Origin of the sequence: Mesorhizobium sp. B2-4-19 (genome assembly GCF_006441315.1) — a bacterium.
Taxonomy (GTDB): Bacteria; Pseudomonadota; Alphaproteobacteria; order Rhizobiales; family Rhizobiaceae; genus Mesorhizobium.
Window position 1 is genome coordinate 92787 of the sequence record NZ_VFUV01000019.1, and the last position, 13623, is coordinate 106409.

At 63.6% G+C, this 13623-nt stretch carries 13 protein-coding genes; 12 read left to right on the forward strand and 1 reads right to left on the reverse strand.

Annotated features, from left to right (window positions below):
• Positions 1-300: 300 nt before the first annotated feature.
• Genes FJ546_RS31355 through FJ546_RS25890 form a run of 3 tightly spaced genes read left to right on the forward strand, consistent with a single transcriptional unit; the run spans position 301 to position 3418 of the window.
• Positions 301-2814: an HNH endonuclease gene (locus FJ546_RS31355; RefSeq protein ID WP_181168090.1), complete on the forward strand. Its 2514-nt coding sequence runs from the start codon at positions 301-303 to the stop codon at positions 2812-2814.
• Positions 2814-3095: a hypothetical protein gene (locus FJ546_RS25885; protein WP_140891901.1), complete on the forward strand. Its 282-nt coding sequence runs from the start codon at positions 2814-2816 to the stop codon at positions 3093-3095. The genes FJ546_RS31355 and FJ546_RS25885 overlap by 1 nt, the downstream gene beginning before the upstream one ends.
• Before the next feature lie 8 nt (positions 3096-3103).
• Positions 3104-3418 (forward strand): hypothetical protein, encoded by a 315-nt coding sequence (locus tag FJ546_RS25890; protein WP_140891902.1) that lies wholly within the window; start codon positions 3104-3106, stop codon positions 3416-3418.
• Positions 3419-3512: 94 nt separating this feature from the next.
• Here FJ546_RS25890 and FJ546_RS25895 read toward each other — a convergent pair whose 3' ends face one another.
• Positions 3513-3830, reverse strand: coding sequence for a YMGG-like glycine zipper-containing protein (locus FJ546_RS25895; RefSeq protein ID WP_056570230.1), 318 nt, complete (start codon positions 3828-3830; stop codon positions 3513-3515).
• 271 nt (positions 3831-4101) lie between these two features.
• Here FJ546_RS25895 and FJ546_RS25900 point away from each other — a divergent pair, with 271 nt between their 5' ends.
• The 9 genes from FJ546_RS25900 to FJ546_RS25940 all read left to right on the forward strand — a co-directional run bounded on the left by FJ546_RS25900 (position 4102) and on the right by FJ546_RS25940 (position 13371).
• Entirely contained in the window at positions 4102-4674 is a 573-nt protein-coding gene (locus tag FJ546_RS25900; RefSeq protein ID WP_140891903.1) for a hypothetical protein, read from the forward strand.
• Positions 4675-4771: 97 nt separating this feature from the next.
• Entirely contained in the window at positions 4772-5683 is a 912-nt protein-coding gene (locus tag FJ546_RS25905; protein WP_140891904.1) for a hypothetical protein, read from the forward strand.
• A 180-nt stretch (positions 5684-5863) separates the two neighbouring features.
• The gene (locus tag FJ546_RS25910; RefSeq protein WP_140891905.1) at positions 5864-6853 is read left to right on the forward strand and encodes a Coat protein; all 990 of its coding nucleotides are present in this window, start codon (positions 5864-5866) and stop codon (positions 6851-6853) included.
• Between the two features lie 124 nt (positions 6854-6977).
• The gene (locus FJ546_RS25915; RefSeq protein WP_140891906.1) at positions 6978-7571 is read left to right on the forward strand and encodes a hypothetical protein; all 594 of its coding nucleotides are present in this window, start codon (positions 6978-6980) and stop codon (positions 7569-7571) included.
• Positions 7572-7664: 93 nt separating this feature from the next.
• Positions 7665-10148 carry a hypothetical protein gene (locus tag FJ546_RS25920; protein WP_140891907.1) on the forward strand — a complete coding sequence of 828 codons (2484 nt, stop codon included), beginning with the start codon at positions 7665-7667 and terminating at the stop codon, positions 10146-10148.
• 266 nt (positions 10149-10414) lie between these two features.
• On the forward strand, positions 10415-11083 hold the full coding sequence (locus FJ546_RS25930; RefSeq protein WP_140891908.1) for a hypothetical protein: 669 nt from the start codon (positions 10415-10417) through the stop codon (positions 11081-11083).
• Positions 11084-11086: 3 nt separating this feature from the next.
• The gene (locus tag FJ546_RS25935) at positions 11087-11626 is read left to right on the forward strand and encodes a hypothetical protein (RefSeq protein ID WP_140891909.1); all 540 of its coding nucleotides are present in this window, start codon (positions 11087-11089) and stop codon (positions 11624-11626) included.
• Positions 11627-13129, forward strand: a complete 1503-nt coding sequence (locus FJ546_RS31755; protein WP_246686966.1) for a hypothetical protein — start codon at positions 11627-11629, stop codon at positions 13127-13129.
• Complete coding sequence (locus tag FJ546_RS25940; protein ID WP_246686972.1) at positions 13051-13371, forward strand: T6SS immunity protein Tdi1 domain-containing protein; 321 nt, start codon at positions 13051-13053, stop codon at positions 13369-13371. Before FJ546_RS31755 ends, FJ546_RS25940 begins: the two co-directional genes overlap by 79 nt.
• The last annotated feature ends 252 nt before the right edge of the window (positions 13372-13623 follow it).

Below are 13623 nucleotides of genomic sequence, written 5' to 3' on the forward strand. Positions count from 1 at the left end.
GGCAGCGCCAGCTTGTCGAGACTTGGTGGCCCTGCCCGTCCTTCGGAATCCCCTTCCAGGACCTTTCCCAGTTGAACGGGGAGAAGGGGGCTAATAGCCGCCGCGATTCCGCGGCGTGGTAGCGCCGCCGACGAGGTCCTTCGACCCCGCACAGCCAGCACCGCTGCCGCAGGATTTTTCCAAAGAAATCGATCCGACAAAACCCGCGAACGCGACAACGCAGCGGGTGCGATCCGGCTGTGCCGCGATCGCCGGCGCCGCGCGCCTTTGTTCGAAGTCAGCCAGGCAGGGAACACCTAGATGGTCCACGTCATCCCTCTTTCCATTGCCCAGCGCCGGCTCGATACCGGCAATGCGCCGCAATATCCGCAGGGATCGCCAATCGGCGGCGCCATGCAGGGTTTTGGCGATCACCTTTCCGCTGCCGCCGAGCGCTACCAGCAGATGAAGGACCAGCAGGAGGCGTTCGACGCCGAGCTGGCACGCCGCCGGTTCAACGGCCAGATCGCGCAGGCGGAGGACGAGGTGACGGCGAACGCGCCGGCCGACGGTGCCGGCCTGCATGAAGCCATGTACGGCCAGGTCGATCCCTACAGCGGCCGGGTGGTCAAGACCGGGCTGTTCGACAAGCTGTTCGCCGCCGCCTTGCCAAACATGCCCGAGAGCCAGCGCGCCGCTTTCGCCAGGCAGAAGGAGACGATGCGTCACACCGGCGGCCGGCGCATGGCGGCACGGCAGCTTCAGCGGCGCAAGGATTATGAACAGGCCGAGGTCGACACAGCGTTGAAGACCAGCGCCATCGCCATCGGCAACGCCAACCCCGACGATCGCGTGACCTTCGAAGCGGCCCGCCAGCAAGGGCTCGACCTGATCGACAAGATGGGTCTCGACCCGGCGATCAGGCAGCAGAAGGTGAAGGACTGGTTCAGCACCGCCGCCAAGGCGCGTTTCGAGGCGCTGATCGCCAAGGACCCGAAGCGCGCGCTGGAGATGTTTGGGGCAGGGGCGCCGGGAGAGTCTTCGGGGGGCGATGCCTCCGGCGCTTCTCAGATCACCTGGGTTCTTGCCTCGGGCAGCTCGGAGGCCTCTGCCGCGACCGGCGATCGCGTTGGCAAGCTCACGCCAGACCAGCGAGTGGCTCCGGCTTTCCGGGACGATATTCCGCCTCAAGATCGGCCGGCCCTAGCCCAGAAAGCCCTGGCCGCCGACGCCGCCCGGCAAGTCGAAATGCGCACCGGCATCAACCTGGCCGAACAGAACGCATCGGCCGCCATCAGGGAAACCGGAACGTATTCAGGCCCAACTCCTACTCTGGAGCAGTTCGTCGCCGTCTACGGTGCTACCGAAGGTATTAGGCGCTTCCGGGCTTTCGACCAAGCGATGGATGTCGGTCGCCAGTTCCACGGCATGCGCGGCATGTCGAACGAGGCCGTGCGGGCCATGGTCAAAGAGTCTTCACCCAAGACCGATAGTGGGACGCCGGAAGAGGACAGCGCGCGTCATGACGCCATAGCCACGGCCGCCGACCTCACGCTCAAAGAGCGGCGGGGCGATCCGGGCGGTTATGTCCGCAAGACGTTCACGAATCTCGATGCGGCTTGGAACAATCTTTCGACGCCGGAAGACTATCAGACGGCGATTATCGGCTCGATCGCCGCTCAGCAGCAACTGGGCTTCGAGGGGATACAACCGCTGCCCAACTCCGTGGCTGGAGGCGTCGTTGACGGACTCAAAAACGGAACCAAACCGCAAGATCAAACCCTTAGCAACATCTTTGCTGCTCTTCCTACCCAAACTTTCCAGGAGGCAATGCTAGACCACTTGCTTCGGACAAGTGCAGCTCAGACAGAGAGAAGCCTAGCTGATCGAACACGTCGGGACGCGATGGTCGATCCCAAGATGCTGATCGATTTGCGCAAAGCGGCTGTGTTGGGTCTGCGGGACTCGAATGTAGAAGCTACGAACTACATTCCTACGCTTCAAGATAGGATCGGTAGATTTGCCGCCGGCGACAGTAAGCCGGGCAGCGCGCGTCAGAATCTGACGGTGAAGCTGCTTGGCTCTGCGGGAGGTGGCGAGGAAGGCTTTTCGCTATCCGACCTCACGCCCCTGGGTGCAGTATTCGCGGCCGATAAGGCTGGTACGTCCGCCAGATATGGCGACTACGGCGACATGGTTCTCAATGTCGCAGGAGCATTGCCCGTTGAGCAATTGGCGTCCGTCGGGCTGAAACAAGCCGGCAAGATTGCCGGGCCTCTGGTGAAGGAACTCTCACAGGTCTTGAGGCGGTCCGACGACCTAGCTGAAGGGGCCGAGGCACTTGTTCGCGGCGGCAATGGCAAGCTCGCCAATTCGGCAGAGGAAGTTCTTTCCGAAGGAGCGGATCTTTACAAGGGCGCAGACGATTTACCCAACCCTGGACCCGAACTTGTCGCGGAAGGTGCAGGTGGTGCTGGCGCAAGTCCGGCACCCACCGGTCAATTCTATAGTGTGGTGTTTGAAACAAGGCTCGATCCGGCATTGTACCCGAACGTTTCGCGCCCGCGCCATTTCCAGGCAGCCAACGAAGCCCTGTTGGTTCTAATGGAAAGAGAGCCGGATTTCGCAAAAATTCTGCAGGAGGCGGGAATTAACCTTCAGCGGACAAAGAGGGGACTCGTTCCCCGCAGAGCGCCCCCGGGCTACACTTGGCATCACGATACGAAGGCTGGTGTCATGCAACTCGTCCCTAGATCCCAGCACGATCCTGGGACTATCTTCCAGAAAGCATTGCACCCGAATCGTCGAGGAGGATTTTCTTTGTGGGGAAAATAATGAAGTTGTTGGATATCGTTGGAAGGCTGTCGGACTTTGACGAGGATGACACGATTTATGTGGCGGAACCTTGGACCGAGGATTCCAATGCAATGGTTGCGACCGCACCCGACGATAGCACGGTCCCTCCGAAGGCGGCCGCGAAAGCGGGGCTTACATATTTCATCGAAATATTCATCGCGATCGAATTTACCGAGGCATGGGTCGCATCGTTGGAAGAAAAGCCCAGTCTTTCGGCCATTTGTGAAAGGCTCATTTATTATGCCACCTACGATGCGTGAGAGGGAAAATGGCGAACGATCCACGTTATGAAGGAAAGCCACTGCTCAGGCTTCTTGAGCTTTATGTGCTTAAGGCGATTGGAGAACTCTCTCGGGAATCGGAAGATGCCCTGAAAGCGATGGGCCCCAAACTCCAGGCCATCTATGGTGGCGATGGACAATGGGACGATGCAATTGCACAGGCAATGCACATGCCTGACACGATGCCGGAGGCGATCAGGGACATGTGGGCAAGGAATCTCAAAATCGCCCGCGACAACAATGTGACGCTCACGCCCCAGCAATTTGCCGAGATGTTCGTGGACAATAATTTCGCGGCTTGAGCGTTCCGGAGCGCCAGCTTTCAGGCCTTGGCGCTCCCCCTCATCCGCCCTGCCGGGACCTTCTCCCCGTGAACGGGGAGAAGGGAGCTGAGGATCAGTAATTGCCGTTGTAGTAGCGGTCGTCGCAAGGCGCGGTGTAGATGCGGCCGTAACGGTCCTGGTAGCGGCACATTTCCTCGCCGCGGCGCTGCGGGGTGGTGGCCGAGCCGACGACGGCGCCGAGGAGCGCGCCGCTGGCCGCGCCGATGACCGTGCTCTTGGTGTTGCCGCCGATCGCCTGGCCGACGAGAGCGCCGCCGGCGCCGCCGATGAGCGCACCGGTGGTGGCCCTCTGCTGGCCTTCGGTCTGCGACTGGCAGCCGGCAAGTGCCGCGGTCATCAGCACGGCGGCTATGGCTTTGTGAAAGGTCATGCGAGGTCTCCCTTAAAAGTCTGAAATCCCTATCGATCGTCCCGTGCGGTCGCATTGCGGCGGAACGGGGGCACGGACGCTCACGATATAAGACATGGTTTCTCGGGCGTTGATGGACCGGGAGCGCAAAACATCCCTTTCGAACAAGGCGCTAGCTCTCGCCCTTGTCAAAATGATTCAGACTGAGACGGCTCGGTCGAAGCCAAGCCTGGCCCTTCCCGCGCGCTGCGCGCACCACTGCTTGTCCCCACTGAAACAATGGAGAAATGCCATGACCCGAGGTCTTCCCCGGACGCTTGTCCGTGCCGCCGCCCGCGAGGCCGGCCTTGCCCCGCCAAAACTCGGCCTGAAGGCCTTGACCACGGGGCAGGGCGGTGCTTTCCGCACCGTCTTCACCTTCGCCGGCATGCAGGTGCCGGTGACCGACGCGCTGGCCTATGCCAGCCAGAAGATCTTCGACTTCACCGACGGCAAGGTTCGCATCAAGGGCGGCACGGCGCGGCTGCAGTTCGCCGTGCTGACCACCCGCGCCTCGACCATCAACGACAATGCCGCACTGACCTGGTCGCTCGGTTCGGCGGCCGCGTCGAGCGCGATGCTGGCCGGAACCATGGTCAATGTGCTGGCCTCGACGGCACGCACGCTGGATGGCGCGGGCGCCGCGCTTTCGACCGCCTCGACCGCCGACATCGCCGCCGCGGCAACGCTGGATGGGACGACGACGCCGGTCGATCTCTATCTCAACCTGGCCTTCGCCACCGGCACGGATATCGATGCCGACGGGACGATCGCGGTGACCGGCGCGATCACGCTGCTGTGGGAGAACTGGGGCGATAATGTCTAGGTGCTGACAACACCCAATCTCCCTCACGTGGGAGGAGATTGGCAGCTTCGCCGCCTGGCGCCATCACGTCTTCGAATCTCAACAAAGGAAACATCACATGACAGATCTGGCAGACGCCGGGTCCGTGGTGGCGCGTGCGCTGCCGGCGGGCAACCCAGTACGGCCACCGGCAGGCGCGGAGAACGGGTCCGCCGCACCTGTCGGCCAAAGTTGGTTTGACGGTCTTTCCGAAGGCAACCGCAAGCTCGCTGAAACCAAGGGCTGGACCAAGCCTGAAAGCCTCGACAGGGTTTTCACATCCTATGCGGAGCTGGAGCGGCAGCAAGGTGAGAGCCTGCGCGTCCCCGGCCCGGACGCATCGCGGGAGGACTGGGAGCGTTTTCATGCCCGGCTGCCCGAGACCATGCGTCCGGTCACCTCGTCGGAAAAGGTCGAATACCGCAGGCCGGAAGGCCTGCCGGAAAACTTCGCCTATTCGGACGAGCTCGCCAATGCGTCCAAGGCCTGGGCGGTCGAAGCGGGTGCAAGCCCGAAGATCGCACAGGCCTATCACGACAAGTTCGTCGGCTACATGGCCGAGCAGGCCGCGCGCCAAGAGATCGCGCTCGCCCGCTCGGTGGAAGCCACCCATGACGACCTTGTGCGGGACTGGGGGCCAACCGACGGCGACGGCTTTCGCCAGAAGCTCGAGGTCGCCAACCGGGCGATGAAGAAGCTCGGCCTGGTCGACGTCTACAAGGCGAAGGGCATCGTTCTGCCTGACGGGGCGCTGACCGATCCGCAGATCGCCAAGGCCTTCCACGCCATTGGCGAAGCGATGTTCAGGGAGGACACGATCGACGGCGGTGCACATTCGAGCGGAGGCAATCCGTTCAAGCGCAACGCCGCCGGCGAACGCAACCTGACGGCCATTTCAACCCTCGTCAAAAGCGACCCCGCCCGCGCAAGGCGGCTGGCCCGCGAGGCCGGAGAGAATCCGGACCTCTGGATGCCCAACAACCCTCTCTGAGAGGTCAGTCGTATCCGAACCCCCTCATCCGGCCGCTTCGCGGCCGCCTTCTCCCCGGTGGGGCGAAGAGGCTGGCGCCGCCGTCTCGGCTGCTCTCCCCGCCGGGGAGAGGTCAGCCGAGCGAAGCGGAGGCTGGGTGAGGGGGCGTCACCGCCAAACCCAACCTGAAGGAAGAGAAGAATGGCAGATGCCTACACCCGCATCGCGGACGCGATCGTACCGTCCGTTTATGCGCAATATGCTTTCGAGGAACATGTGCAGTCGCTCGAGATCTACAAGGCCGGAATCCTGTTCTCCGACCCGGCCATCTCGTCCAAACTGTCGATGGGCGGCCGCTCCGTCGACATGCCCGGCTGGAAGGATCTCGGCAACGACCCGTCCGAGCCGGTCAATGACGACCCGGCCGATTCCATCGAGATGAAGAAGGTCGGCTCGCGCCGCGAGGTCGCCGCCCGCAATGTCCGCGCCCAGGCGTGGGGCGTTCCGGACCTGACCTCGATCCTGGCGGGCGACGATCCGCAGAAGCTTATCGTCAAGCGGCAGACCGAGTACTGGCAGCGCGCCAACAAGCTGACCCTGCTCGGCATCCTGAAAGGCGTGGTCGCCGACAACATCGCCAATGATGGCGGCGATCTGGTGCGTACCACGGGTGCCTCCATCGTCGACACCGACATCATCGAGGCCGCCTATCTGATGGGTGACCGCGCGGACAAGTTCAAGACGATCTGGATGCACTCCAAGCAGATGAAGGCGCTGAAGCTCGCCGATCTCATCGACTATGTGCCGTCCTCCGAGCAGGGCGGGCCGCTGATCCCCTACTATATGGGCCTGCGGGCCGTGGTCGACGACGACATTCCGGTGGTCGCGAACGTCTACACCGCCTTCATGTTCAAGGACAAGGCGATCCTGTGGAACGAGCTGCCGGTCAACACCGAAGGCGGGCCGCTGGAGTTCGACCGCAAGCCGCGCCAGGGCCATGGCGGCGGCGTCACCGAAATGGTCGGCCGCCGGCATTTCGTGCCGCACGTTCCCGGCACCCGCTTCCTCGATGCTTCCTCGGCCGGCGAGTTCGCCACCGATGCCGAGCTGGCGCTGGCGGCGAACTGGGACCGCACCGCCTCGAGCGTCAAGAACATGACCTTCATCGCGCTGAAGACCACCGAGGCCTGATTGGTCGCAGGCGAGGGGGCGGGGGCGTTCGCGCTCCCGCCCCTCGCTGATTTCATCTGGACTGCATTCCTTCGCGCAAAGGGTCGCGACTTGCCGACCTGAAAACCAATGGAGGCCTGACACAATGGCCATCACCCCGCTCGATATCGCCAATATGGCGCTGGCCGTGCTCGACGAGGCGCCGATCGACAGTCTCGATCAGGACGTCAAGGCGGCACGCCTGCTGAACCTACATTTCGACCTGACGTGCGAAGCCGAACTGACGAAATATGCCTGGGTGTTTTCGATCCTGCGCTCCATGGTGGTGGGGTCGGATACCGGCGGCAACGCGTGCGGCCTGTCCTTCGTCTATGAATTGCCGGCCGACTGCCTGCGGCCGCTGCCCTTGACCCACAATGGCGAGCCGGACGGCGTGCCGATCTCGTGGCGCCAGGAGGCGGGTCTGATCTACTGCGACCAGCCGGGTCCGCTGACCATCCGCTATGTCGCCAATCTCACCGATCCCAACGACTGGGACGCGCTGTTCACCGAGGTGCTGGTGGCGGCGCTCGCTATCAAGGTCGCGCATCCGCTGACGCACAAGTCCGGCATGATCGACATTGCCCGCTCGGCCTATGACCGGGCGCTGGACGCCGCGCTCAACGCCAATGCCATCCAGCGCGGTGGCCGCTTCTACTCCGCCTCCTGGTCCAGCCAGCGCGGCGACTTTCGTCTTTGATTTTGCGCATGTCGTTGCCCCAAACCGCTTCACACTCTCGGGTCAGGCCCGTGGGCATGCTTTTGGGCGACATGCTTTGAGGGTTCTGCGCTGATGACCGCACTCTATCCCGTCCAGGATGTCTTCACGCGTGGCGAAATCTCGCCGCGCCTGCATGCCCGCGCCTCGCTCGATTTCTATCGGGCCGCACTGGCCCGATGCGAGAATTTCGTCACCTTGCCGCATGGCGGTATCCGCAAGCGCGGCGGCACCTATTTCGCCGGCGAGGTCAAGATTTCAGCCAAGAAGACGCGGCTGATCCCGTTCATCTTCTCGGCCGACCAGGCCTACGTGCTCGAATTCGGCGACCTCTACATCCGCGTCTACGCCTATGGCGCGCGCGTCGGCACGGTCGAGGTCGCATCGCCCTATCTGGAGGCGGACCTGTTCAAACTCGCCTATGTCCAGTCGGCCGACCAGATGTGGATCGTGCACAAAGACTACGCGCCCAAGGTTCTGACGCGCACCGCGCACACGGCATGGACCCTGACGGACTTCGCGTTTCTCGACGGCCCCTACGACGAAATCAACACCACCCCGACCACGCTGACCCCTGCCAGTACCGGCCACGCCACGCCCAAGATGAGCTCCGCCACGGCTCCGAGCGGCACTGTTACAGATGATGGCACCGGCACCAACACATGGACGGTGTTCGATCGCAGTATCGCCCAGGAAGTCGTGTTCACGACCCACAGCAGCGGGTTCGTCCAGTATCAATTCCCTGCGGGGCAAGGCAGGGCTGTGAATGCATACTGGATCGCGGCATCAAGCAACGTCGCGGCAACAGGCGACACGCCGACGCAGTGGACGCTTACGGGGTCAAACGATGGCGTAAACTACGTTGCCCTGGATGGACGGGCTGGGCAGACTGGTTGGTCCGGCTCGGAAGTCCGCTTCTACGATTTCCAGAACACCACCACCTACGAATATTACAGGTTTGCGTTTTCCGGTGGTGGTGGCGGCGACGCCTTGAACAGCAGCATCGCCGAGATAGCGTTGGCAGAGAACGGCGATACGATGACGCCCTTCAATCTGACAGCCTCATCGACGGCCGGCATCAATAACGGCACCGGGTTTCAAACGTCGGATGTTGGCCGGTCCATCCGGCTTCTCGGGAGTGAGAATGTCTGGCGCTGGGCCAAGATTACCGGTCGCAGCAGCACTACCGTTGTTCAGATCAGGCTTTACGGCCATGCGCTGCCCGACCTGTCGCCGATCACCCGCTGGCGGCTCGGCACCTTCGTGCCCGGCAAATATGTCGAGAGCGGCTCGCTCTACGAGGAACGCCTGGCCTTCAGCCGGAAGTTCTCGGTCTACGCCTCGGCCACCGGCGACTTCGACAATTTCGCGCTGGGCGAGAAGGACGATGATGCGCTGGAGTTCGTCCAGGCCGGCGGCGGCCAAGCCAACGACATTGCCTGGATCGCCGATTCCGACGGCGCGCTGCTGATCGGCACGTCGGGCGGCGTGCGCGCGCTTTCGGGCTCGGGCATCGACGAGGCGCTGACGCCGTCCTCGTTCAAGAACCGGCGCTCGCGCACCTTTGGCTGCGCCCGCATCCGACCGGTCGATGCCGGCCAGTCGTTCCTCTATGTCACGCGCTCGCGCAAATCGATCGCCGAGCTGACGCAGACGGCGCAGAGCCGTTTCACCTCGGACGATGTCGGCCAGATTTCCGAACATATTCCCAAGCAGGGCGTGGTCGAGCTGGCCTTCCAGACCGACCCCGACCCGCTGCTGTGGTTCCCGCTCGATAATGGCGAGCTCGGGGGCTATACGCACCAGCCGTCGCAGGAAGTCAGGGGCATGCACCGGCATCGCCTGGGCGGTGCTTTCGGCGGATCCGGTCCCGATGATTCAAATTGGGCGGTCGTCGAAAGTGCCGCGGTGACGCCGGGCCAGGACGGCAATGACGACCTCTGGCTGGTCGTCAAGCGCACCATTGGCGGCGTGACCAGGCGCTATATCGAGATCAAGACCGCGCCGTTCGAATATGGCGCCATCGCTGACGCCTTCGAGGTCGATTGCGGGCTGACCTATACGGGCGCCGCGGTGGCCATGGTGGGCGGCGCGGCGCATCTTGCCGGCCAGGCCGTCGATGTTCTGGCCGACGGCAAGGTCTATCGCGGGCTCATCGTCAGCGGCGGCGGCACGGTGACGCTGCCTGGCGGCTCGGCCGCCGCCAAATGGCAGCTCGGCCTGCCCTATGCGGCGGGCGCCGACACGCTGGAGCTCGATGTCGGCGGCAAGGACGGCTCCATCATCGGCCGCCGCAAGAAGGTGGCGAAAGCGATCCTGTCGCTGCTCGAGACCGACACGACGGGTCTTGAGGTGCAGTCCTTCACGCGCGGCCGGTGGGAACCGGTGCGCATGCCCTCGATCGTCGCGCCGGATGGGCGGGCAACGCTGTTCACCGGCAATGTCGAGGTGCCGATCGACGACAGCTGGGAAGGGCAGGGCAAGGTACGCATCCGCCACGTCAACCCGACGCCCTGCACGATCCGCGCCTTCACGCCAGTGTTCGACGCCGAGCCGTAAAGTGAGGTGTGGAAGCTGCCGATCTCCCCCCTTGTGGGGGAGATGGCCGGCAGGCCAGAGGGGGGCGCTGTCCCGCCGGCCTATCCGGATTTTGCCTGCACGCCGCCAGACGAAACGGCCGCCGATCCAGCTCTGATTTCATAATCTCCAGCTGGGCGACGCCGCGATCCTTCACGCCCCCCTCTGCCCTGCCGGGCATCTCCCCCACAAGGGGGGAGATCGGCAGCTTCGCGGACCGCCTCTCTCCCCAAAAGGACACTCCTCCAATGACATCCCCCCATGCCGAAACCCTCGGCAGGGCGCGGACGGCTGCCGAATTCGCAGCCGTCATCGCCTTGCTCGACACCGACCTCAACGACGCGTTCGCCCGCAAAAGCGCACTGGCTGAAGCCGAGGACCGCGCGGTCTTCGGCGATGGCGACCTGGCCGCCGCGCGCGCCGCGCTCGACGACTGCAATGACGCCATCGCACTCCTGGAAAAAACCATCGACGCCGCCGGCAAGCGCCGCGCGGAAGCCGTGCGCGGCGAAGCCCGCGCCGACATCGCGGCGCTCGGCGAGGAGATCAAGGCCAGGGCGGCAAGGCTCGGCGAGCGCTGGCGCGGCGTGCACCGGCTGGTCGAGCAGTTGCGCCAGGAACTGTTCGAGGCCGATGCGCTCGCCCGCGGCATCGCCACCGCCAATGGCCTGTTCGACGCAGCCGGCGTCAGCGAGCTGAAGGTGAACCTGACCACCACCCGCCGCACCGCCATGAGGGGGCCGCGCGCGGCTGCACCCGCGCGGCTCAGCCGGCCGGCGCTGCAGGCCGACAGGCTGCTTCTGTCCTTCCTGACCCCCGGCGGCGCGCTCGACCCGCGCCCGCCGCTCGGCGCGCCGGTGGACGGCGTCAAAAGCAAATTCATTCCCGCAACCCCCTCTCTGAGCGAACGAGGCTGAGCCATGTGCACACTTGCCCTTCTTGGACTGGCGGGCACTGCCCTGTCGGTCGGCGGCGCGCTGGTCGAAGGCCAGCAGTCGAAGCAGATGGCCGACTACCAGGCCAAGGCCTATGAGCAGCAGGCGCAGGCCGAGGCGCAGAGTTCCGCCTTCGAGCAGGGCCAGGAACGCCACAAGCAGGATTTTCTGCAGGCCCAGGCGCGCGCCCAAGCCGGCGCCTCCGGCGTCGGCATATCAGGCTCGCCGACCGAGGTGCTGGCCGCCAACGCCAGGCAGGGCCAGGTCGACCTCGACGCGATCCAGTACAGCTCGAAGCTGCGGCAGAACAACCTCAACAGCCAGGCCGCCATTTCGCGCTTCTCCGGCAAGCAGGCGGTGACGGCGTCGATCTTCAGCGCCGGCGGCGCACTCGTTGGCGGGCTCTCCAAGATCTACGACCCGACGAAAAGCCTGGCCTCAAGCATGGCCGCCAGCACGGTGCCGACGCGCTCCGTGATCTTCGGCAGCTCGCCTCTCAGGGCGGCGTGGGCAGGGAACACCTAAATGGCCCACGTCATCCCGCTTTCCATTGCCCAGCGCCGGCTCGATACCGGCAATGCGCCGCAATATCCGCAGGGATCGCCGGTCGGCGGCGCCATGCAGGGGCTGGGCGATCAAGACAGCCGTTCCACTCGACGCCATCACCTATCTGAAGCCCAGCGATGTTGCGGCGTTGAAGGATCAGGCCAACACGCCACCACGGCCCAACTGATCGGTGCGCGCGCAAGGGTCCTGCTTGCGGAGCAGAACGCACCGGCCGTCATCGCCGCCACGGGCAAATATCCGGAGGAGGAGCCGACAGCTCAGGATTTCGTCAACATCTATGGGACCGAGGATGGCCCGAAGCATTTCGATCAGTTCAGGACAACCGCCGGCGTCGCCAAGTCCTTCTTCGACATGTATCGGGTGCCGAATCAGGCGATACATGCCGAGCTTCGCGATTTCGAACCCAGCACCGATAGCTCACCGGAAGAGCGCGAACGGTACGAAGTAAGAGCCGGCGCCGCCCAGCTGATCCTGAGCGCCCGCGACGCCGATCCCGCCAGTTATGTCGGCCAATTGTTCCCGGGGCAGGCTCCGGACTGGAGCAAGGTCTCAACGCCGCAGGATTTCCAGGCTGCCGTCACTTGGACCAGGGCTGCCCAACAGCAGATGGGTTTCGACAGAAAACTGCCATTGCCATGGTCTGTCGCAGACCAAGAAGCCAAACAATACATCGACCCAAACGTGCCATTCAGCAAGCGTTTTGCGAGGGCGAGTTCGATTGTCCTGGCGATCCGCGACCCAGGTGCGCGCAAAGCGACGGCCGAACAGTTTTCTGTGGCAGCGGAAGCCCAATGGCGGGCTAGGGCCGCCCGAGATCCAAACATGACGCCAGAGTTGTTGGAAGCTCAGCTTACGGCGCTCAGGGCAGGGCTGGCTTGGATTGGGGAACACCCAGCTCAGGCCCAGTACAGCACCATGTCGTCGTTGCAGCAGTTCGGCATGGCATTCGGGGATATCGGGAGGACCATAGCCAAGGGCGCGACCGCTGGAGGCGCGGACGCGCTCGTCGCCGGGATGGCACCATCGGAGTCCGGCGAGAGCTATCACGAACGTCTTGGCCGTGAGCAGGCCGAGACAGAGGATGCCGAGGACCGTGCCGTGCTTGCCGGCTGGGTCGCTGAAGGCCTAGGGGCCGGCTTGTCAGGGTATGGCGCCGCCAAGGGCCTGTTTGGCCTGCTCGGCCGGGCAGGAGGGGTTGGCGCAGCGGCGGAGACTGGCCTAACCGGTCTTGGCGCTCGAACCGCAGTTGGGGCCGCGACTGGCGAGGATCAGCCTGGCGTTCCCGGAAACCAATGGGCGCATCACATGCTTTTGGCTACGATTGGCAGGGCTCTGCGTTTGCAGTCGACAGCCAGAGACTTGAGCAAGGGCAGCCTGGCGTGGTGCTGTTTGAGCCAGGTACGGCCGAAGCGCTTGAAATACCTAACAATATCGAGACTTACCATGACGTCTTGGTCATAGAAGATCCTGACGCGGCGCTGTCTGCCAACATATATTTGGAGGATTGGTTGGCGGCTGGCGGGGCACAACCGGGCTATGACCAATGCATTGGCTACAAGAAGCCACTATTCCTCGGTGGAGAAGATGACCTCTCGAACCAGGAGTTGTCGGACCTCGAAGTTTATTGGCACATTCTGGGCCAGGTCATAGCGAAGGTAAAAGGGTTGCCGCCGGGCACGCCTGTAAATCTCAGGGGTGGCTGAGGAGCTCAGCGAATTTACTTCTATAGGCTATGAAAGTCACTCACGGAGACGGCGCACCTTTGTCGATTGGGTCGATTGGGGGTGACGCCGGAATCTAAAAAGGGAAATAGTGCACTGTCATCGTAATTCGAAAGGCGCGAACGCTCGCGGGACGAGATATCCGGAGATAAACGATAACGGTTGGCGAAGTTGGCTGACGCGACCGTTCCGTCCACCCCATTGCCAGCCCTTCATCCGATCCGAAATCCTCAA